Annotated in this window: 21 protein-coding genes and 1 pseudogene (1 of these 22 running past the window's edge); 10 read left to right on the forward strand and 12 right to left on the reverse strand. The window is 30.8% G+C overall.

From position 1 onward, the window contains the following. A protein-coding gene (locus tag AC0L4B_RS00840) for a putative porin (RefSeq protein WP_473438139.1) crosses the window boundary here: on the reverse strand, positions 1 to 1,496 show its 5' portion. The gene continues 478 nt to the left of window position 1, outside the view; the window shows 1,496 of its 1,974 coding nt (coding positions 1-1,496); the start codon lies at positions 1,494 to 1,496; its stop codon lies off the left edge, out of view. 146 nt (positions 1,497 to 1,642) lie between these two features. Here AC0L4B_RS00840 and AC0L4B_RS00845 point away from each other — a divergent pair, with 146 nt between their 5' ends. The 3 genes from AC0L4B_RS00845 (at position 1,643) to AC0L4B_RS00855 (ending at position 5,925) form a co-directional block, all read left to right on the forward strand. Continuing rightward, positions 1,643 to 2,242 carry a ribonuclease HII gene (locus AC0L4B_RS00845; protein WP_473438140.1) on the forward strand — a complete coding sequence of 200 codons (600 nt, stop codon included), beginning with the start codon at positions 1,643 to 1,645 and terminating at the stop codon, positions 2,240 to 2,242. 32 nt (positions 2,243 to 2,274) lie between these two features. Then, on the forward strand, positions 2,275 to 4,692 hold the full coding sequence (locus tag AC0L4B_RS00850) for a ribonuclease HII (protein WP_473438141.1): 2,418 nt from the start codon (positions 2,275 to 2,277) through the stop codon (positions 4,690 to 4,692). A 183-nt stretch (positions 4,693 to 4,875) separates the two neighbouring features. Beyond that, complete coding sequence (locus tag AC0L4B_RS00855) at positions 4,876 to 5,925, forward strand: nucleoid-associated protein (RefSeq protein WP_473438142.1); 1,050 nt, start codon at positions 4,876 to 4,878, stop codon at positions 5,923 to 5,925. Positions 5,926 to 6,129: 204 nt separating this feature from the next. Here the strand turns inward: AC0L4B_RS00855 and lipB are convergent. Both lipB and AC0L4B_RS00865 read right to left on the reverse strand, forming a co-directional pair. Further along, positions 6,130 to 6,829: pseudogene (gene lipB, locus AC0L4B_RS00860) on the reverse strand (lipoyl(octanoyl) transferase LipB). Between the two features lie 29 nt (positions 6,830 to 6,858). Beyond that, positions 6,859 to 7,017, reverse strand: coding sequence for a YqaE/Pmp3 family membrane protein (locus AC0L4B_RS00865; protein ID WP_082396253.1), 159 nt, complete (start codon positions 7,015 to 7,017; stop codon positions 6,859 to 6,861). A gap of 103 nt (positions 7,018 to 7,120) precedes the next feature. Between AC0L4B_RS00865 and lysS the strand changes: the two genes are divergently transcribed. Next, positions 7,121 to 8,815 (forward strand): lysine--tRNA ligase, encoded by a 1,695-nt coding sequence (gene lysS / locus AC0L4B_RS00870; protein WP_473438143.1) that lies wholly within the window; start codon positions 7,121 to 7,123, stop codon positions 8,813 to 8,815. Positions 8,816 to 9,430: 615 nt separating this feature from the next. Here the strand turns inward: lysS and yiaA are convergent. Both yiaA and AC0L4B_RS00880 read right to left on the reverse strand, forming a co-directional pair. Then, positions 9,431 to 9,913, reverse strand: a complete 483-nt coding sequence (gene yiaA, locus AC0L4B_RS00875; protein WP_473438144.1) for an inner membrane protein YiaA — start codon at positions 9,911 to 9,913, stop codon at positions 9,431 to 9,433. Between the two features lie 87 nt (positions 9,914 to 10,000). Beyond that, a complete protein-coding gene (locus AC0L4B_RS00880) occupies positions 10,001 to 10,159 on the reverse strand; it encodes a hypothetical protein (RefSeq protein ID WP_473438145.1) in 159 nt (52 codons plus the stop codon). A gap of 151 nt (positions 10,160 to 10,310) precedes the next feature. Between AC0L4B_RS00880 and AC0L4B_RS00885 the strand changes: the two genes are divergently transcribed. From AC0L4B_RS00885 to AC0L4B_RS00895, 3 genes are all read left to right on the forward strand, one after another. Then, positions 10,311 to 11,825 carry a hypothetical protein gene (locus tag AC0L4B_RS00885; protein ID WP_473438146.1) on the forward strand — a complete coding sequence of 505 codons (1,515 nt, stop codon included), beginning with the start codon at positions 10,311 to 10,313 and terminating at the stop codon, positions 11,823 to 11,825. Between the two features lie 77 nt (positions 11,826 to 11,902). After that, positions 11,903 to 12,382 (forward strand): hypothetical protein, encoded by a 480-nt coding sequence (locus AC0L4B_RS00890; protein WP_473438147.1) that lies wholly within the window; start codon positions 11,903 to 11,905, stop codon positions 12,380 to 12,382. 133 nt (positions 12,383 to 12,515) lie between these two features. Then, entirely contained in the window at positions 12,516 to 12,866 is a 351-nt protein-coding gene (locus AC0L4B_RS00895; protein ID WP_473438148.1) for a hypothetical protein, read from the forward strand. Between the two features lie 70 nt (positions 12,867 to 12,936). On the opposite strand, the gene hemL is transcribed toward AC0L4B_RS00895, so the two are convergent. The 4 genes from hemL to AC0L4B_RS00915 are packed head-to-tail and all read right to left on the reverse strand — an operon-like array spanning position 12,937 to position 16,269. Beyond that, positions 12,937 to 14,214: a glutamate-1-semialdehyde 2,1-aminomutase gene (gene hemL / locus AC0L4B_RS00900; protein ID WP_473438149.1), complete on the reverse strand. Its 1,278-nt coding sequence runs from the start codon at positions 14,212 to 14,214 to the stop codon at positions 12,937 to 12,939. Positions 14,215 to 14,219: 5 nt separating this feature from the next. Next, positions 14,220 to 15,026, reverse strand: a complete 807-nt coding sequence (locus AC0L4B_RS00905; protein ID WP_473438150.1) for a glucosaminidase domain-containing protein — start codon at positions 15,024 to 15,026, stop codon at positions 14,220 to 14,222. A gap of 3 nt (positions 15,027 to 15,029) precedes the next feature. After that, positions 15,030 to 15,941 (reverse strand): 1-aminocyclopropane-1-carboxylate deaminase/D-cysteine desulfhydrase, encoded by a 912-nt coding sequence (locus tag AC0L4B_RS00910; RefSeq protein ID WP_473438151.1) that lies wholly within the window; start codon positions 15,939 to 15,941, stop codon positions 15,030 to 15,032. After that, positions 15,931 to 16,269 carry a hypothetical protein gene (locus AC0L4B_RS00915; RefSeq protein WP_473438152.1) on the reverse strand — a complete coding sequence of 113 codons (339 nt, stop codon included), beginning with the start codon at positions 16,267 to 16,269 and terminating at the stop codon, positions 15,931 to 15,933. The genes AC0L4B_RS00910 and AC0L4B_RS00915 overlap by 11 nt, the downstream gene beginning before the upstream one ends. A gap of 47 nt (positions 16,270 to 16,316) precedes the next feature. Between AC0L4B_RS00915 and AC0L4B_RS00920 the strand changes: the two genes are divergently transcribed. Genes AC0L4B_RS00920 through AC0L4B_RS00930 form a run of 3 tightly spaced genes read left to right on the forward strand, consistent with a single transcriptional unit; the run spans position 16,317 to position 19,031 of the window. Next, positions 16,317 to 16,484, forward strand: coding sequence for a DUF5522 domain-containing protein (locus AC0L4B_RS00920; protein ID WP_162874861.1), 168 nt, complete (start codon positions 16,317 to 16,319; stop codon positions 16,482 to 16,484). Between the two features lie 13 nt (positions 16,485 to 16,497). Further along, a complete protein-coding gene (locus AC0L4B_RS00925; protein ID WP_473438153.1) occupies positions 16,498 to 18,483 on the forward strand; it encodes a urocanate hydratase in 1,986 nt (661 codons plus the stop codon). A gap of 17 nt (positions 18,484 to 18,500) precedes the next feature. Next, entirely contained in the window at positions 18,501 to 19,031 is a 531-nt protein-coding gene (locus tag AC0L4B_RS00930) for a DUF4136 domain-containing protein (RefSeq protein WP_473438154.1), read from the forward strand. Positions 19,032 to 19,104: 73 nt separating this feature from the next. On the opposite strand, the gene AC0L4B_RS00935 is transcribed toward AC0L4B_RS00930, so the two are convergent. The 3 genes from AC0L4B_RS00935 to AC0L4B_RS00945 form a co-directional block, all read right to left on the reverse strand. Continuing rightward, on the reverse strand, positions 19,105 to 19,434 hold the full coding sequence (locus AC0L4B_RS00935) for a thermonuclease family protein (RefSeq protein ID WP_028290586.1): 330 nt from the start codon (positions 19,432 to 19,434) through the stop codon (positions 19,105 to 19,107). A 94-nt stretch (positions 19,435 to 19,528) separates the two neighbouring features. After that, positions 19,529 to 21,841 carry a M1 family metallopeptidase gene (locus tag AC0L4B_RS00940; RefSeq protein WP_473438155.1) on the reverse strand — a complete coding sequence of 771 codons (2,313 nt, stop codon included), beginning with the start codon at positions 21,839 to 21,841 and terminating at the stop codon, positions 19,529 to 19,531. Between the two features lie 98 nt (positions 21,842 to 21,939). Next, entirely contained in the window at positions 21,940 to 22,404 is a 465-nt protein-coding gene (locus AC0L4B_RS00945; protein ID WP_473438156.1) for a DUF6702 family protein, read from the reverse strand. Positions 22,405 to 22,452 lie beyond the last annotated feature (48 nt).

Here is a 22,452-nt window from a genome sequence, read left to right on the forward strand (position 1 = left end):
TTTATTGCTTCATCTTGATCTTTTGCAAAATAAACATAATCTTGTATGGTACTTAGGTCTAATGTTAGACTGACATATTTATTAGATTTTAAATTAAATACAAGTTGTTGCGTTTTTACATTATTAAATTGATTAGTCCAATTATAGTTTTTGTAATCGCTTTGATATAATAATGTATTAAAATTTGGTGCAACCGAATTTACATTAATTGATGCATTGGCTAGGATGTCTTTATTTAGTTGATAGGATGCTGAACCTTTTATATAGTTACCATCAAAATCTCCTGATATATTTAATCCTACATCTCCTATTATATTAAACCCTTTATAATGTTTGTTGTATTTTGCTCCAACAGATAATATATCTCCTTTTAAACGATTGGGTATTGTTGCTTGATTTAAGACTACTACTTGATTGTAACCATAATTATAATTATTGTGAGTTACATTAAATTGTAGTTTACCTAATATGACATTACTGTAATTTAGTTGTAGTTGATTTGAAAACTGCTCCAACTCGGTTCTATCAGACAAACTTGTAGATTTAAACGCTTCGCCAAAATAATCTTCATCTACAGTAGTTTGATCAAATGTATATATTTTGTCCTCTAGAGTCATGACGTGTGCTAATTGAAGACGGTTTGAACTTACAGAATCTTTAGCTCTTATTATATCATAACTTTGATTTAGATAAAAACGTTTACCTAGTAATTTGTTTTCTGCATTTTCAAAATTCACTTCTAAAACACCTCTGTCTGTAAAATCAGGATCACCAGACTCGAAAAACTCAAGGTTATCATCTTTTAAACCTCCATTTTCTTCATTAAAAATATCCTGAGACGTAAAATGTGTGTTTAACACGTAACGCTTATTTTTAGTTTTATAACTTGCTGTTAATCTTAAATTACCAGTACTAGTTAATGAGTTTTGATAAAACCCAAGCGACCTCATTCCTTTATAACCTATAGATAGGTTAAATTGTCTTGAGGTATTTGTTGTAAAAAAGGCATCCAATTGTTGTCCTTGCGTGAAGGCTGTCTTATAATACAACTCGGTTAATGGTGTTGGTACATGATAGTAATTAACATCATTTACCTCTAAATAATTAAAGTGTTTTGCTTTTGCTCCATATCCAGGAAGCAAATTAGTATTATCAAAATTATAGGTTAATCTATTATAAGTTTGTCCAACATTAGCAAAAGGCATTAAACCAAAATTATCACGTCTTAGGTAATTATATTTATATTCTTTTTTAATACTTAATGTGGTATCTAAATAGGTTGTATCTCTTGTGGCAGATATTATTAGATAATCTGTAATGACAGCTTTTTTGTCTTTTCCTGATTTGATATTAGCAGACTTTGTACTATCTGTAGCTACTGAACCATCCTTTTTACTAGCACTATTAGGTTTATTAAGTTGTTTTAATGTTGGCTTTTGCGCGTATGTAATACTTGTAAAAGCAAATAAAAGAAAGAAGAAAATTATTTTTTTCATTAAATGGTGACTATTTTAGACCTTTAATTTTAAAGCTGAATCATTTATGTTTGCCAAAAATAGCAAATATCTTTATGGTTTTATGCTTTTAGTTAAGAAAGGCACAAAATTGAAATACTATAACGTAAAACATTCCTTTTTATTTAATGTTGAAATTAAAACATTCCGAGTATAATTTAGAATGCGGAACTGATGAAGCTGGTCGTGGTTGTCTTGCTGGTCCTGTTACTGCTGCTGCTGTTATTTTAAAACCTAATTTTAAAAACACTGTACTAAACGATTCTAAACAAATTAGCGAAAAAAAACGTGACTTATTAAGACCTATAATTGAAAAGGAAGCTTTATGCTTTGGCTTTTGTCACATACATGAAACTGAAATAGACAATATCAACATATTAAACGCCTCTATTTTAGCAATGCATAAATCTATAGATGCTATGGTTACGACACCAGAATTTATTATTGTTGACGGTAATAAATTTAAACCTTATAATGATATCGCTTTTGAGACCATAATCAAAGGTGATGGCAAGTATTTAAGTATTGCTGCTGCTTCGGTTTTAGCAAAAACTTACAGAGACGAATACATGAATAAAATTCATGAAGAATTTCCGATGTATAACTGGAAACAAAATAAAGGCTATCCAACAAAACAACATCGAGAAGCCATAAAAAAATATGGAATTACTAAATACCACCGAAAAACTTTTAGACTATTGCCAGAACAATTGACATTAAAACTGTAACTTATTATATTTGTCTAAATCTTGCACTATCTATGAAACACCTGTGTTACAGTTTATTTATCATTTTGTTATTTTCTTGCAACTCTAAAACTTCAAAAAACACTGTTGAAGAATTTATTTACAGTAAAGCAGATGTTGTTTTTACAATAAATAATATTGATAATTTTAAAAGCAATACCGCTAACAATCATTTTTTTGAACAACTATCTAAAACGCAATCTTATAGCGATTTAACCAATTCATTAGAAATCTTAAATAAGTTTAATTTTAACCAACGTCTTTATATTAGTTTATTTAAGAATAAAGGAGACAGTTTAGATTATAGTTTTACTACTAAGATTAACGACTCTACATTTAATCTTGATAGTCTTGAGCTAACCAAAACTGAAATTAAATTAAAAAACATTAATGCTCGAAAAATCTCAACAAAGCAACATACATTATATATAGCATTACAAAACAAAATACTTGTTGGCTCTAATAATAAACAACATTTAGAGTACTTGTTTAACCACAAAGAAAAAACCGAAGACTTAAAAAAAATAATAGCTACACAGGATAAAGACGCATCATTTTCGGTTTATACAAATAACACCGTTTTACAAAGTCCATTTTACAATCCTAATTTACCATTTAAATCATTTAGTAAATATTTGACTTTTGATACAGAAGTCAATCAAAACAAATTAGTTTTAAATGGATTTACAAAATCCAATGACAGCTCTAGCTTGATTAATGTGTTTAAAAACACATTCCCACAAGACAACCAATTAGCACAAATTACACCTTCTAATAGTAATGGGTTTTTAAGTATAACTTTTGATCAGTTTACTACTTTTAAATCTAATTTAAATACTATCTACCCAAGTGACTCCGTTGCAATAGACCAACCTTTATTTAATAATATTATTGAATTTGGCGAAATCTATACCAACTCATCAAATGCTGTAGTTTTAAATAGTCTTGATATAATTGAAACCAATGAAGCTTTACTAAGTCAGAAAGATCTTATCGAAACTTTTAGAGGTGTATCTATATTTAAATTTACTAAGCCTAAATTGTTTAATCAACTATTAAAGCCATTTGTTACATTAGACAATGCTAGCAACTATTGCATTATAGACCAGTTTTTAATTTTTGCTTCCAATACAGAAACCTTAGAAAATATAATTGTTAATTATCAAAACCAAACAACCTTAAATGATCGTGACTATTATAATGACATCAAAAAAGGTTTAAGCAGCCAAGCTTCGGTATTACAAGTTATCAATCCTTCTGGACTAGAACAATTGGTACAAAACAATAGTCAGTCAAAGCAAAATTTCGACTTTAAAAACTACAAATCTTCGGCATTACAATTTATATACGATACAGATTTTGCTCATTTTAATGCTATCGTTAATCAAAGTAAAACTTCGGTTTCAAGTAATTCGATTACCGAATTGTTTAATATAAAGTTAGACCATGATGTTTTAAACCAACCTCAGTTTGTAAAAAATTACCGCAGCAAACAAATGGATATTATGGTTCAGGATGTTAGTAATAAACTTTATTTGATATCTAACAATGGTAAAATTGTCTGGAAAAAGAAACTACATGGAGCCATTTTGGGACAAATAGACCAAATTGACATGTATAAAAATGGACGTTTGCAGTATGTATTTGCGACACAAAATCGCGTGTATGTCATTGATCGAAATGGTAATGACGTCAGTCCTTTCCCTAAAAAATTTGATGATAATATTACTCAGCCTTTAGCTGTGTTTGATTACGATAACAAGAAAAAATATCGCCTTTTTGTTATACAAGATAACAACGTATTATTATATGATGCTAAAGCCAAACCAGTGCCAGGTTTCAAATTTAATAAAACTGAAAAAACTATAAACACACCGCCTAAACATATTAGAATTGGAAGAAAAGATTATTTAGTTTTTAAAACTAGTGACAAGTTACACATATTAAATAGACGTGGTAAAACTAGAGTTAAAGTTAAGATTGATTTAAATTGGTCAAACCAACCAGTATTTGAGTATAACTCTAATTTTATTACATCAACTACAGATGGAAAAATTGCTACAATTACAGAAAAAGGGAATGTATCTGTTGGTAGTTTAAACATATCGGACAAACATACTATAGCGTCTACGACTAAAACCTTAATTAGCCAGTACAGTAACAAGCTTAATATTAAACACCATAATCTAGAACTTGATTTTGGTAACTATACGCCTGCTAAATTATTTTATATTAACAATAAAATATACGTATCCACTACAGATACGCAAACGCAAAAAGTATTACTTTATGATAGTAATGGTGTATTACAAGATAATTTCCCTGTATATGGTACATCTGCAATAGATCTAGAAAATATTGACAGAGATAATAATTTAGAGTTTGTTACAAAAGGTGAAAGCAATTCTGTTTTGGTTTATAAAATAAATTAGTTTAAAAGTTAACCTTCATAATTTTTCAACATTAATAATAAAAAAGCAGCTAATTAATCAACTGTAAACTTTTAATCATACATTATTCAATAAAAAAACCGAAGCAAAGTCTTCGGTTTTTTTGTGTTGTATTAAGGCTATATTTAGTAACATTGTATTTTAAAACAAACACTATTTTTAATAATGATTAATCGTAACAAAGCCTCTATTTTAAAGTGTATTATTCACAAAGTAGGAAATAAACATAACGACACTAAAAATGCCTTTTCTGAAAAAGAACTTATTTTTGATGAGTCCAGTTATGAGCTAATGGTTCCTTTTTTACTAAGACCATTTACAAGCTTAGTGCAAAGTCACAGATTTAGTCATCATGCCAATATTGAGTTAAACGAAATTAATGCTTACGCTAAATCTATTTTTGCAGATGACGAAACTTTTGTGGATGTCTCCAAAAATGTAGTCAAACATTTGTATGAGCAATCCACCTCTGCACAGATTAAAACAGGAGATGTAATTGTAGCCTATTTTGATGGTATTGAACATAACGAAATGGTTATTGATGCTGTTGGTATTTTTAAAATAGAAAACAAGACTAATTTTTTTCAAACCTATCTAGAAGACAATAGTTATGATGTATTAGTCCAAAAAGGAATTAATGCAAAAAAAGTAGATAAAGGCTGTTTAATTTTAAACACAGGTGATGCAGAAGGTAAAGTTGTTTTAACCGTTGACAATAACAATTATGACGCAGCCTATTGGACAGATAAGTTTTTAAATATCAAGTATGCAGATGACTATAATAGTCATACGCAAAATTACTTAGAGTTGTGTAAAGAGTTTTCTACTGAAATTATTAAAACAACTTATGGTGCGCAAGAACAAAATACTTTTTTAGCTAAAACAGTTGACTTTTTTAAAGAAAATGAAATTGTTAATGTCGAAAGATTTAAAGATGAAATTTTTGAAGAAGACAAACATTTAGAGCTTTTTGAAAGTTATAAAAAAGAGTTTGAAAGCGAGCAAAATGTCCTAATACGAAACCAATTTGATGTTTCTGAAAAGGTATTAAATAAAGAAAAAAAGAAAATTAAAACAGACATCAAGCTAGATACTAATATCCAAATTAAATTAGATATAGATGCACCAGATGCTAGTGCAGAATATTTAGAACGTGGTTATGACGAAGACAAAAAAATGCATTACTATAAAGTCTTTTTTAACGCAGAAAATTAAGCTTACAGAGGTAACGAGTTTTATTTACCCTATTACGGAACCTACCAATTAGATAAATTTATCATGATGAGTGATGGACGTCGTAAAAAAACGTTTATGACTTTAAAGTAGTCCTACTTATATTTATTGTAAAAGTAAAAGGATGTTTTTACGGTGAAATTCACTTAAAAAACATCCTTTTTTATTCTAGTAAATAGTAATTGGTTATTTTACAAAAGTAGCTTCAAATAAATTACTAAAGTGTTTTAATATTTTAGCTTTAACTTCAGCTTCATCAACAACTTTAACACCTAATTCTACATTTAAGGACGCAACCGCTTTTCCTCTAATTCCGCAAGGTATTATATTATCAAAATATCCTAAGTTAGCATTTACATTTAATGCAAAACCATGCATTGTAACCCAACGACTAGCCCTTACTCCCATTGCACAAATTTTACGAGCAAAAGGTGTCCCTACATCTAACCATACACCTGTTTCACCTTCACTACGTGTTGCTTTTAAACCGTATTCGTCAAGTGTTAAAATTATAACCTCTTCTAAAAAGCGTAAGTATTTATGAATATCTGTAAAAAAATTATCTAAATCCAAAATAGGATAACCAACAATTTGTCCTGGACCATGATAGGTTATATCTCCTCCTCTATTAATTTTATAAAATGTAGCTTCCTTTTGTTTTAGTTGTGCTTCATCTAAAAGTAAGTTGGACAAATCACCACTTTTACCTAAGGTGTATACATGAGGATGTTCTACAAATAAAAAAGTTATCGGTTTCTAAACCTGCAGCTTCTCTCCTATTTTTTATTTTGGTATCTAAAATTGCTTTAAATAATTCTTCTTGATAATCCCAAGTCTCTTTAAAGTCTTTTGTACCTAAATCTTGTAATGTTATTGCTTTATTCATCTAAAAAAATAATATAGCAAAGATACAATTTATCTTTCAGGATTATTCAATATTATTAAAGCTGCCAATACACCTGGTATCCATCCTAAACACCATAAAATAAAAACAATTAAAATAGAGCCACAACCCTTACCTATTACAGATAATGGAGGACAAATTACACACAATAAAACGCGCCAAAAAGACATGATTAAAAATTTAATAGATTGATGATATACTTATTTGACGTTAACACTTATTTTTTGTTACAAACCATTATCTTTGTGCCTTAAATTTATTTACAATAAAACTATGTCACAATTATCTGAGCAAGAGCTCGTACGTAGAGAAAAACTTGCCAAGTTACGCGAGTTAGGTATCAACCCTTATCCAGCAGATTTATTTCCTGTAACAGAAAATTCTAAACAGATTAAACAGGAGTTTAAAGAAGGTAAACAGGTTGTTATTGCTGGTCGTTTGATGTCAAGACGTATACAAGGTAATGCTAGTTTTGCCGAGTTGCAAGATAGCGAAGGACGTATTCAAGTCTACTTTAACAGAGACGAAATCTGTACAAGTGATGACAAAACACACTACAACACTGTATATAAAAAGCTTTTAGATATTGGTGATTTTATTGGTATTGAAGGAGAATTATTTACAACTAAAGTTGGTGAAAAAACTGTTTTAGTAAAAGACTTTAAAGTATTAAGTAAAGCCTTAAAACCATTACCACAACCTCGTGTTGACGCAGAAGGTAAAGTGCATGATGCTTTTACAGATCCTGAACAACGTTACAGACAACGTTACGCAGATTTAGTAGTTAATCCACATGTTAAAGACGTGTTTATTAAACGTACTAAATTGTTTAACGCTATGCGTGACTTTTTTAATACTTCTGGTTATTTTGAGGTAGAAACTCCTGTTTTACAACCTATACCTGGAGGTGCTGCTGCAAGACCATTTATTACACATCATAATAGTTTAGACATACCTCTATATATGCGTATTGCTAACGAGCTGTACTTAAAAAGATTAATCGTTGGTGGTTTTGATGGTGTTTATGAGTTTTCTAAAAACTTTCGTAATGAAGGAATGGACAGAACACACAATCCAGAATTTACAGCAATGGAAATTTATGTAGCCTACAAAGACTACAATTGGATGATGGACTTTTGCGAAAAACTTTTAGAGCACTGTGCTGTTGCTGTAAACGGAACATCTGAAGCAACTTTTGGAGAACACAAAATTGACTTTAAAGCACCATATGCAAGAGTGACTATGGCAGATTCTATTAAACATTTTACAGGTTTTGATATAACAGATAAATCTGAAGATGAAATAAGAACTGCTGCTAAAGACATGGGAATTGAAGTTGATGCAACCATGGGTAAAGGAAAGCTTATTGATGAAATTTTTGGTGAAAAATGTGAAGGTAACTACATACAACCTACCTTTATTACAGACTATCCAAAAGAAATGAGTCCTTTATGTAAAGAACACAGAGATAACCCAGAACTAACTGAGCGTTTTGAACTAATGGTTTGTGGTAAAGAAATAGCAAATGCATATTCCGAGCTTAATGATCCAATTGACCAACGTGAACGTTTTGAGCACCAATTAAAATTAGCTCAAAAAGGAGATGACGAAGCTACAGAATTTATTGATCATGACTTTTTACGTGCTTTAGAATACGGAATGCCTCCAACATCAGGAATGGGAATTGGTATGGACAGATTAATCATGTTTTTAACTAACAACCAATCTATACAAGAAGTGTTGTTTTTCCCTCAAATGAAACCTGAGAAAAAAGCTATACCAATGACAGATGAAGAAAAAGCTGTCTTTGCCTTGCTTAAAGCTAATAACCCAATTGACTTAAATACTTTAAAAGAGCAATCTGGATTAAGTAATAAAAAATGGGATAAAACTATAAAAGGGTTAACAAAATTAGGCGTTGCTAAAGTTAACAAAACTGACGACGGACTATTTGTAGAAGTTGTTTAACTAATATAAATAAACCAAATTGGTTTAAACAAAAAAAAGGAACTACAGCTATGTAGTTCCTTTTTTTATTCTAATATATATTTATGAGGGTAAATTCTTTATAAAATTTTTAGATAAGAATTTATAGTACCAATTTCTATTGGAAAGTTTTATCCCTATTTGCCTTGATGTTTTAATTTTATATACAATGTAAATACTTCTAATAATTACAAAAAACACAAGTACTAAAATTAAAAATATCATCAAATTTAAAAACGTCATAGGCTTGTGGTCTTAATTGTCTTTTATAAAATTAACACACCAGCAACTAGTTACCAATTCAAAACTCTTAATATTAATTAAATTCGATGATTGGTTGTTTTTAAAGATCAAAAAATACCAAATATTACAAATAAGTTATTACCTGCTTTACTTCTAGAGTTTAAAAGTATAGTTGTATCTGTAACGCAGTGACTTCAGGTTTTATCTAATTTATTATTAATTCTGGTACTGTCTTTTCAAATTTCTTACTCATTTTTAATGGTTTTAATTTTTGTTTTTTGATTAAAAACCTCGTAACATTCATCACGAGGTTTTAGGTTAACCATCACATTAACCAATCATCAAAACAAAACATTAAATATTGTCTGTTTTATCATTTGATAAAAAGGCAATATCTCGCGTATTTTTTTGCACTGCAATAGCTGCAAAAAGACTTAAGGTAAATGACATACCATAAAACCCTTTTTCGCTAAGTTCTAAATCTGCATTCCACAATCCAATAACCAATAATGCGATTGCTGCTACAGACGTAAACCAACTTATTCCGTAATAAATTTCTGTAACTGGTACATTTTCTAGCTTATCTCTCACGGATTTCTGTACGGATATTACAGAGAATAATCCAAAAAGCAAGATGGTAAAGTAATAACCTTTTTCATTTAGAAGCATATTTGCATTCCATAATCCAACAGAATAAGAAACCATACCAAGACATAAAGCTGTCCAAGATGCTCCTACAAATGCTCGCGTGGGTTTTGTATTATATGTTGTTGCCTTCTTTTTAGGCTTTTTAGACTTTTGATCTTCATTTATTGAAACTGTTGTTTGATAATCCATATTATTTTGTTTTTGATAATTATTATATAAAATAAAGTTTGAGACCCTTAGTCTCTAATTTGATAAGGTTTATAATGCTAAATTATTTTAAACACTTAAATAACTCACCTTACTTGTTGTATGATTACTTAAATCTGCTACATAAGATTGGTAACTTTCTATTAAATAATTCTGAATCTCCATTCTATTAGCTAGTAATACACTAAAAAATAAAACGATAAGTGTTGCTTTAAAAAATGTTTTCATGATGTTTTGATTTCTTGATTACACGACAAAGATGCAACAGGCAAATAGTTATATAAAAACAGATTTAAAATAAAACTGACGATATATTTTATATAAAAAACACAATAATCCTTATTTAAATAGCTATTTTTAACCAAATAATGACGATTAAATGACTGATTTAAACAACTTAATTTCTACATTTTCTAATGAAGAACAACAACAGTTTATAACGTTTCTAGAAAAAAAGAACAAAAGAAGCGATACAAAAAACATACAACTATACAAGTTACTTCAGGATAAAAACTTGGATACATTTACCATTTGCAACATACTATATGGCAGTCAGAAAAAAGGAGCGTACCACGCTTTAAGAAAACGCTTATATCAATCTGTTATAGATTTTATAGCCAATAAACATCTGGCAGATGAGAGCACTCTAGAAATGAAATTAATAAAACTACTCATCACTGCTAGAGCCTGCCTTACCAAAAAACTATATAAAACAGCCTATAAATTATTAGCTAAAGCTGAAACTATAGCAATAGAACATGCTTTATTTTCTATTTTAAACGAAATTTATCATACAAAAATTCAATACTCCTACTCACAACCACAAGATAAACTAGAACATTATATTACTGCTTTTAAAAATAATCAACATAATGCCTATTTAGAAGACCAACTAAACATCGTCTATGCAAAAATTAAACAAACACTTAACAACATAAACTATAAAGGTGTTGTCTTAGATCTAGAAACATTATTAAACAGTACTCTAGAAGAACATAATATAAATCTAGAAAATGCTATTACATTTAAAGCACTATATCAAATTATAAGTATTGTTAGTTTATCCGCTTTTGTAACTAATGACTATTATAAAATAGAATCCTTTTTATTAAAACATTACACCTCTATAAAATCATACAAAAATCGAGACAAACAAACTTATTATCACATTCAAATACTATATCTGATTGCTAATACTTTATTTAGGAACAAAAAATTTGACGAAGCTTTGCAGTACTTGAATGCAATGGAAATACAATTAAAAAGCAATCAAAAAAAACATTATAACACCTTTATATTAAAACACAACCTATTAAAAGGCTTAACATATAATTACACCAACCAACAAAAAGAAGCTATTGCCTTACTAGAAAAAAGCACTAAACTAAAACATCAAGATATAGAAAGTCAACTAGACATACACTTATGCTTAGTCATGACATTTGTACAACATGACGATTATAAAAAAGCAAATCAAGTTATGGCTACCTTTTATCATACCGATGCTTATTACGAAACTAAAGCAGGAAAAGATTGGGTCATTAAAAAAAACTTAATTGACATTATAATACAAATAGAATTAGAAAACATAGAATTAGTAGACTCAAGACTACGTAGTTTTAAACGTCAGTACTACTCCTATTTAAAACAAATTAATCAAAATAGAGTGATCACGTATTTAAGCTTTGTCGAATTATATTTTAAAGACCCAAATATTGTAACAACTACAACATTTAAAGCTAGAATAGAAAGTGCTTTTATTTGGATTGACGCACAACAAGAAGATATTTTTGTAATGAGTTTTTACGCTTGGTTAAAAAGTAAAATGGAAAATAAACCGCTATACACTATTACTTTAGAACTAGTAGAAATGGCAAAAACCAATGTTAATTAAAAGCTAAAAACCAACTTACTTTTAAACTATTTTAATTTTATCAGGTCTTAGAAGTATAACATTTAAAATTTATAAAAATGAAAAAATTAGCAATTATAGCTTTAGCCTTGATAACATTTCAAGCTAATGCGCAAGACAAAAAAGAAAAGCGTCAAGACAACAGAAAAGAAAAAATAGAAAAACGCATGCAATTAGAACCAGAAGAAATGGCAGAATTGCAAACAAAAAAAATGACACTACATTTAGATTTAACGGATGCCCAACAGAAAAAAGTAATGGCTTTAAATTTAGAACACGCTAAAAAGCGTAAAGAAGCGATGAAATCACGTCTTGAAGCAAAAGATAAAGAAGAAAAAGTAAAACCTACAAAAGAGGAAAGACTTGAAAGAGCTAACCAAAGATTAGATGATCAGATCGCTGCTAAAAAAGAAATGAAAAGCATTTTAAACGCTGAACAATATGAAAAATGGGGAAAGTCTCAAGCTAAAAGAAAACACGGAAGAAAAAAGGTGATAAAAAAAGAAAAGGTCACCACAATAAAAAAGATAGAGATTTAGAAATGGAAGATTAATATAAAAATTCATTTCAAAGACAAAAAAGCACTGATTATCTATTCAGTGCTTTTTTTTGTTCGCTAATTAAACAAAAAGTATTACATTTAAAATCATAACTTAATTAATTCTTTCTCCAATGAAAAAAATATTTACACTTTGTCTTTTTGTTTTTGGTTTATTTTTAGCCACCAATAAGGCTAATGCCCAACAAAATTTTAGTGCTGAAATTAATACTGCTGCACAAACAAAAACTGTTGAGATGGGTAGACTTGTTAAAGCCAATAAAAAAACTCAAGAATCAATGTATATTGCATACCAAGAATTTTATGCAAAATCAGAAACACTTAATAGTTTACACAAAGTAGGCACTAGTGAATATACTGATTTAGAAAATAAAATCAATGACCGTTTAGCGTCACAAATGAATGAAGTACTTAACGAAGAACAATTCAACAAATTTTTAGAGGCTACAGAAGCTAAACTCTAATTATATAACAACTAAAAAAAGCCGATTATAAATTTATAATCGGCTTTTTTTATGCTTTAATTTTATTCAATTAACTAAACACAGCATCACATGCTGCTATGGTTTTGTCTAAATCTTCATAAGACAATGCATCATTTAAAAACCAACTTTCAAATGCACTTGGTGCTAAATAAATACCTTGTTTCAGCATACCATGAAAAAAGGTCTTAAACGTATCGTTGTTACCTTTTGCAGACGTTTCAAAATCCACAACTTCATTATCACAAAAATGTACAGATATCATAGAACCTAGCCTATTAATAGTATGTGTAACATTTCGCTTTTCTAAAACCTCAGCAATTCCTTTGTGTAAATATTCTGTTTTTTTAGCTAAACTTTCAAAAACATCTCCAGTATTTAGTTCGGTTAACATGGCTAATCCAGCAGCCATTGCTAATGGGTTTCCACTTAATGTTCCTGCTTGATACACTGGACCTAAAGGCGCTAAATGATTCATAATTTCAGCTTTAGCTGCAAAAGCTCCAACTGGTAATCCGCCTCCAATTACTTTACCAAAACAAACGATATCTGCCTTAATACCTAATAACTCTTGAGCACCTCCTTTAGCTAACCTAAACCCTGTCATTACCTCATCAAAGACTAATAAAATATTATTAGCATCACATAATTGTCTTAACCCTTCTAAAAATCCTTTTTTAGGAGGAACACAACCCATGTTTCCTGCAACAGGCTCTATGATAATACAAGCAATTTCGTTTTTATTAGCTTCTATTAAAGCTTCAACATTTGCTAAATCATTATACTTTGCAAGCAAAGTATCTTTTGCAGTACCTTGAGTCACTCCAGGACTATTTGGTGTACCAAAGGTTACAGCTCCACTTCCTGCTTGAATTAAAAAAGAATCTGAATGCCCATGGTAGCAACCAGCAAACTTAATTATTTTATCTTTTTTAGTATAACCTCTTGCTAATCTAACAGCACTCATACAAGCTTCTGTTCCAGAATTAACAAAACGTATTTTATCAATATTTGGAACCATTGACACAGCTAATTCTGCTATCTGAGTTTCAATTTGAGTTGGCATACCAAAGGAAGTTCCTTTTTTTGCTTTATCAATTACTGCATCCACTACAGGCTGATGTGCATGCCCTAAAATCATTGGTCCCCAAGATGCGATGTAATCTATTAGTTTATTATCATCTTCATCATACAAATAAGCGCCTTTTGCTTGTTTAACAAATATTGGCGTTCCACCTACTGCTTTAAAAGCTCTTACAGGAGAGTTCACTCCACCAGGTATTACTTGCTCTGCTTCTGCAAACAAAGCACTACTACGTTTATAAATCATAAACTTTAATAATCTTTAGGTATTGGTTTTACAAATAAAATCTGTCCGACAAATAAATCGTTATTTTCTAAACTGTTTAACGCTTTTAACTCGTTTACAGAGAGATTGTATTTTCTTGAAATAGAATATAAAGTATCACCTTTTATAACAGTATGTTTATCATTATTTGCTGCTTGTTTACCTAAAACATCTGCATCAAACCTGTATAATTGGTAACGCTCTATTAAACTTATTAACTTACTAGGGTATTTTCTATCTGTTGCATAACCTGCTGCTCTCAGACCTTTAGCCCATCCAGAATAATCATCTTTTTCTAAATTAAATAATTTAGAGTAACGTTTACGTCCTGTTAAAAATAACGAATGGTCTCTAAACGAATACTTCGCATTTTTATATTTTCTGAAACATTCTTGAGAAGCATCATCGTCATGATATATTTTGGCTCCTGTCCAATTATGACATTTAATACCAAAATGATTATTAGCCTCTACAGATAATCTTCCTTTACCTGAAGCGGACTCTAGAATACCTTGTGCTAAAGTGATACTTGCAGGAATACCATATTTTCGCATTTCGTCTTGGGCAATATCACTAAAAACAGCAATATATTCTTCTGTTTTATTAGCGTAAACTTCAGAAGTTTGTTTTATAGTTTCTTCAGGGACTATAACTTCTTTTTCCTTTGTAGTATTCTTTTCAGTCCTATCAACCTTAACTGTTCTAGGTTTTGCTTTTTTGGTTTGTACTTTTTTTGAAGTACCACAACTAACAATTAAAAGCGTTATACAAAGTATGGTTATTATTTTTTTCATTAACTATATTATTAATTGTTGTTGCTTTTGCTTTAAACGTTTGTTCATACCTTCAATGCCTTGAATGCCTCCTGTATGAATTGCTAAAATTTTGGCATTGTCTTTAAAAAAACCGTTCTGAATTAATTCAAAAATACCAAAAAGCATTTTACCAGTATAAACAGGATCTAATGCAATTTGTTGCGCAGTTTTAAATTGATTTATAAACGTAACTAATTCTTCATTTATTTTAGCATAACCTCCAAAATGATAATCAGTTAGCAATTGCCAATTATTTTGTGTTGCAAATTTACTAATATCTTCTTTTAAAAAGTCGCCTTTTAAGGCAGAAAAACCTAAAACTTGTTGACTTAAACTTGAACTATTAATTAATCCTGAAAGCGTACCTCCTGTCCCAACCGAAGCACATATATAATCATACTGCTTATCGTTGGGAGTTAAAATTTCTTTACATCCTTTAATTGCTAAATCATTGGTACCTCCTTCGGGTATTTGATAAAAATCTCCAAACTCGCGTTTTAATTTTTCAATCAAAGACTGTGTGGATTTTAATCTAAATTGCTCACGACTTATAAACTTAAATTGCATTCCGCAGGATTGCGCAAATTTTAAAGTTGGATTGTCCTGAATTTTATCATGTAACTCTTCCCCTCTAATTACACCAATGGTTTTAAAACCAAAGACACGACCTGCTTCGGCTGTTGCTGCAATATGATTAGAAAATGCACCTCCAAAAGTAAGTAACGTATCATGATTATGGGTTTCCGCGAAAGCGATATTGTATTTTAATTTGCGGTATTTATTACCAGAAATAATGGGATGTATTAAATCTTCTCGTTTTAAATGTAAAGTCACCTTAGTTTTAAAAGGGAGTTGTATGTTTTGATTAACACTAAGTTCTGGCCTAAATTTCATGCTTGCTAAGATACTTTAAAAATTGCCAAAAACGTCTAGTTTTTAAATACTGTAAATTTGAATCATTACAATACGCCTCACGCTCAAAACTAATATTCTTATAGGCCATTTGCCAATTGTTATGCTTTAAATACCTAATCAAAAACTCTAAAACATACCAAATATAAAATGGAAGTATTAACAACTCTAGCTGTTGTTTAAGATGAATTTTTTCATGATTTACCAAACTAGCACTTTGTTTTAAGTGTTTGTTGTTAAGAAAAATAAAAGGATAAATAGTTAATCCTGCGTACCCTTTTGGCACTAAGTATTTGGAAACAATGATCATAGTTTATACTTCACAAAATGTACACCAATTTACGTTATCTTTGTGATATGAAGAAGATAATTCCTATTGAAGAAGGCGATTACTACTTAACACCTGAAGGGTATCGTTGTTTTACAGAACAATATCACTTAAAACGTGGTTATTGCTGTGAAAGCGGTTGTAGACATTGTCCTTATGGATACAACACCAAAACTAACACAACTAATAAAAAATAAAGTCTACTTTTTTATGACATTTAAAGACCAGATATTAGAGGGTATTCCTGACCAATTACCACAACCAAAACCTTTTGATGCTAATATTAATCATGCACCAAAACGAAAAGCAATTTTAAGTAAAGCTGAAGAGAAATTAGCTTTAAAAAATGCACTTAGATATTTTGATAAAAAACATCATAAAACATTATTACCAGAGTTTAAAAACGAATTAGATACCTATGGACGTATTTATATGTATCGTTTTAGACCTGATTATAAAATGTACGCTAGACCAATACATGAATATCCAGCACAATCACAACAAGCAGCTGCAATCATGTTAATGATACAAAACAACTTAGATTATGCTGTTGCACAACATCCGCATGAATTAATAACTTATGGTGGTAATGGAGCAGTGTTTTCTAATTGGGCACAATACAGATTAACCATGAAGTATTTAGCCGAAATGACCGATGAGCAAACCTTAACCATGTATTCTGGTCATCCAATGGGATTATTTCCATCACACAAAGACGCACCAAGAGTAGTCGTTACTAACGGAATGATGATACCTAACTATTCTAAACCTGATGATTGGGAAAAATTTAATGCTTTAGGCGTTACACAATATGGACAAATGACTGCTGGTAGTTATATGTACATCGGTCCACAAGGTATTGTACATGGTACCACTATTACCGTTTTAAATGGGTTTAGAAAAATTAAGAAAACACCAAAAGGACATCTATTTGTAACTTCTGGTTTAGGCGGAATGTCTGGAGCACAACCTAAAGCTGGTAACATTGCAGGTTGTATTACTGTTTGCGCAGAAGTTAACCCAAAAATAACTCAAGTACGTTTAGATCAAGGTTGGATTGACGAGAAGATTACAGATTTAGATCTATTAGTTAAACGTGTTATACAGGCTAAAGCCGAAAAAGAAACTGTTTCAATAGCCTACCTAGGAAACATAGTTGATGTTTGGGAAACTTTTGATAAACATAATTTACATATCGATTTAGGAAGTGATCAAACTTCTTTACACAATCCTTGGGCTGGAGGTTACTACCCTGTAGGTATTACTTTTGAAGAAGCTAATACAATGATGGCTAATCAACCTGAATTATTTAAAGAAAAAGTGCAAGACACACTTCGTCGTCATGCTGACGCAATTAATAAACACACAGCAAAAGGGACGTACTTTTTTGACTATGGTAATGCTTTTTTATTGGAAGCCTCTCGTGCAGGTGCAGATATTATGGCAAATAACGGTATAGATTTTAAATACCCAAGCTACGTACAAGATATCATGGGACCAATGTGCTTTGATTATGGATTTGGACCTTTTAGATGGGTTTGTGCTTCTGGAAAACCAGAAGATTTAGCAAAAACGGATGCAATCGCTTGTCAAGTTTTAGAAGAAATAAAGCAACATTCGCCTGAAGAAATCCAACAACAAATGTCAGATAACATCCAATGGATTAAAGGTGCACAAGACAACAAATTAGTAGTTGGATCACAAGCTAGAATATTATACGCTGACGCAGAAGGACGTATGAAAATAGCCGAAGCTTTTAACCAAGCTATAAAAAAGAAAGACATCGGAACAGTTGTTTTAGGACGTGACCACCACGATGTTTCTGGTACTGATAGTCCGTATAGAGAAACCTCAAACATTTATGATGGTTCACGCTTTACTGCAGACATGGCTATACACAATGTTATTGGTGATAGCTTTAGAGGTGCTACTTGGGTTAGTATCCATAATGGTGGTGGAGTTGGCTGGGGAGAAGTAATTAATGGTGGATTTGGTATGGTTCTTGATGGTAGTATAGAAGCATCAAAAAGATTAAAACAAATGTTGTTTTGGGATGTAAACAACGGAATATCAAGGCGCAGTTGGGCTAGAAATGACGAAGCTATTTTTGCTATTAAACGCGCAATGGATAGTGAACCTAATTTAAAAGTAACCTTACCCAATCTAGTTGATGATGATTTATTAGAACAATTATAAACCTAAATATTATCACCATGAAAAAAATTATCAAACTATTACCTATTGCATTAATTGCAATTGTGCTTACTTCATGTAGCTCTGTTAAAGTTGCTGCAGATTACGACAAAGCTGTAGATTTTAATAACTACAAAACCTTTGCTTTTTTTAAATCAGGAATAGACAAAGCTGAAATTAGTGATTTAGATAAACGAAGAATACTTCGTGCTATTGAAGCTGAGTTACTAGCAAAAGGCTATACAAAATCTGAAAATCCTGATCTTTTAGTTAGTATTTTTACTAAATCTAATCAACGTGTTGATATATACAACAACTCTTGGGGAGCAGGAGCTTGGGGTTGGGGATGGGGCTGGAACTCTGGATCTAATGTTACAACATCAACTCAGGGACTCTTGTTTGTTGACTTAATTGATGCTAATAAAAAAGAATTAGTTTGGCAAGGACAAGGCTCTGGTTACTTATCAAAAAACATGGATAAAAAAGAAGAACGCATCAAAGAATTTGTTGCTAAAATCATGGAAAAATATCCTCCTGGAATGGAGAAATAATTTAATGATAAATTTATATCAAGGATTAATTATTAAAAGCGACTACTTTAGAATAAGTAGTCGCTTTTTTATTTTATATCAAGTAGGGCTTAGCGTGACCATTATCTACTAACCATTGGTTTAACTCTAAACCATCCTCTAATATGATATTAGCTAAATAGCGTCCATATTTACCTTGTTTATCCTTGTAAGAACGTATTGTAACTTCTTTATCCAATATCATACTTCTAACAATGTCTCTAACTTTTTTACCCTCCTCCTTTTCTTCTCCTCTCAATTCAGGTGTATCAATTCCGTAAAGACGTAATTTCATTTCTTGAGAATGTAAAAACCCTAAATCTACTACAGCAGTTACTGTGTCTCCATCATAAACTGCTATTATTTTTGCCTTATATGTATACATAACATTATTTTATATAGTTCTAAATATACAAAATAAAAAAGTCCTTAAAACTTAATTTTTAAGGACTTTTGAATATTAAAAACTAAATTTATACTTAGTTTTTGTTTTTCTCTTTAAAGTTATCAAACTCACTAGCCTTCATTTCTCTTGGCCAAGAATTGTTAGAAGTATCGACATCTGCTGTTTCTAATTTAGGGTCCACAGTAATGCTTACAATCTCTTTTTCTGTTGCTAACGTTTTGCTCACCTCTTTATCATTTAGTCTCCAGATTTGTGCTGGATACGTTTCTGTTTTAGAAGTACCATCAGCGTAAGTATACTCAACTATAATTGGCATTACTAATCCACCTGGCTTTTCAAAAGTAACACTGTAAAAGAATTTTGGTTCTTTAATATTAGCTCTTTCAGCTGGAGTAAAGTTATCCATGATGTACTCATTTAGAGTAGTTGAATTTTCTAGAGCAGATTTTCCTTTTAAATTAGCATCAAAATCTTCACTACCTTCTTCAACAAAATACACTAAAGGAGGCAAGTCACTTAACTTCATTCCTCTTTGCTCTGCTACTTTTTTAATTTCAGCATTAGGTTCATTTGAAACAAAATACTTTTTAACGTCTTTTACACCTATATCAACATAGTCTGTTGTGTAAAACCATCCTCTCCAGTACCAATCTAAATCTACTGCTGAAGCATCTTCCATAGTACGGAAAAAATCTTCTGGTGTTGGGTGTTTAAACATCCAACGTTGTGCATATTCTCTAAAAGCATAATCAAATAACTCCTCACCCATTACTGTTTCACGAAGTATATTTAAGGCAGTACCTGGTTTACTATAAGCATTGTTACCAAATTGGTAGGTATTTAATCCTTTTGTCATAATTGGAGCAATGTAATCCTGATCTCCACCCATATATCGTACAATATTGGCTGCTGGTCCACGACGTGATGGGTATGCTGTTTGCCCTTCTGACAATGCTGCTGGATACCACTTACCAAAATCTTGTTCTGCAACATACTGTACAAATGTATTTAAACCTTCGTCCATCCAAGTCCATTGACGCTCGTCACTATTTACAATCATTGGAAAAAAGTTATGTCCAACTTCGTGAATAATTACAGACATCATTCCAAATTTAGTTCTGTCACTATAGTTTCCATCTTTATCAGGACGACCATAATTCCAGCAAATCATTGGATATTCCATTCCTTGCTCTTTAGCATGAACAGATATTGCTTTGTGGTAAGGGTAATCAAAAGTCATACGAGAATAAGACTTTAATGTACTTGCTACTGCTTTAGTAGACCAGTCTTCCCATAATGGGTTTCCTTCTTTACCATATAAAGACACAGCCATTACATCTTTACCACCAATCTTAACACTCATCATGTCCCAAATGTAACGTCTTGAAGTAGCAAAACCGAAGTCACGTACATTTTCAGCATATAATTTCCATGTTTTTGTTTTTGTTGACTTTGTGCTTAATTTTGCAATTGCCTCATCTTGAGTTACAATGACTACAGGCTCATCGTAAGATTTTTTAGCTTGCTCATAACGTTTCATCATTTCTTTTGAGAAAACGTCTTTTCTATTTGTTAACTTTCCTGTTCCATCTAAAATATGATCTGCAGGTACTGTTATATTTACTTCAAAGTTACCGAATGGTAATGCAAACTCATCACGTCCCCAAAACTGAGAATTTTGCCACCCTTCAACATCATTATAAACAGCCATTCTTGGGTAAAACTGCGCAATTACATATGCTCTGTTATCGTCTTCAGGAAAATACTCGTATCCAGAACGACCTCTTCCGTTAACATGATCGTTAATGTTATACCACCATTTTATTGAAAATGAAAAAGAATCACCTGATTTTAATGCTGTTGGCATTTCAACACGCATCATCGTACGGTTAATCATATGTGGCAATGCACGTCCTTTAGAATCTTTTACTTCTTGGATATTAAATCCACCATCAAAAGCTTCAGTTAAATAACTATTAGCAAAACGTCCTGGTGTTGTTGCTGGTTGCGCAGAGTCATCACTAATTAAAGGTGTTTTAGAATCTTTAGCACGCATATTCTGATCTAACTGTACCCATAAATAATTTAAATTATCTGGAGAGTTGTTAGTATATGTTATGGTTTCAAAACCTGATAATTTTGCATTTACATCATCAAGCACTAAGTCCATTTTGTAATCTGCCTGCTGCTGGTAATAGGCAGCACCTGGAGCACCTGAGGCAGCTCTGTACATATTAGGTGTTGAAAACTCTTCATACAACTGCTTAAACTTGTTGTTGTTGCTGTGACCTTGTTGAGGTTCTTTTTTGTCTTCCTTTTGGTCTTGCGCAAAGGTACTAACAGACACAAAAAGTGCCGAAAGAAATAGATACTTTAATTTTTTCATTTTGAGTGATTGTTACTTTAAGAACGTGAATTTAACAAAAATTAACGTTGTCTAAAGGCTTTGTTAAAAGTTTAACAAACCTTTATCTTTTTCAGGAATTAAAACAAAAGTCTTGTTTTTTCCGTTAATATTATTTCTAACAATGTTTTTTGATCTGGAAACACATCAAATAACACAGTGTTTTTAACTTCAAAGCTATTGATGGCTTTTACATTTTCAATTTCTAGATAACAATACACGATGTCATCATCATACTCTTTACCAATAAAAGCTAAGGTTTTTGGAGTGTCATTAATATTTATTTCCAGTTTTTGTAACAAGTACTTTTTGATATAACCATTTATTAAAGTTTCATCTTTACCATCATTTAATACAATAGTTTTGTCGTAACGTTTACGTAATAACTTTTCAAAATCATCTACAAATATTCTTGTTATTATCTGAACAGATTGTTTGTCCTTAATATATTCTATTTGAGTGATACTAACATAATATTTATGCACAGCAGTAAATGAAAACAGTGTAAATAAACTAAATATTAAAAGGTATTTTATAGGCTTCATGAAGGGTTATTTTGTTACAAATTTAACGGAATAGAAACAAAAAGTATT

This window comes from Olleya sp. NP1-10 (assembly GCF_055804415.1).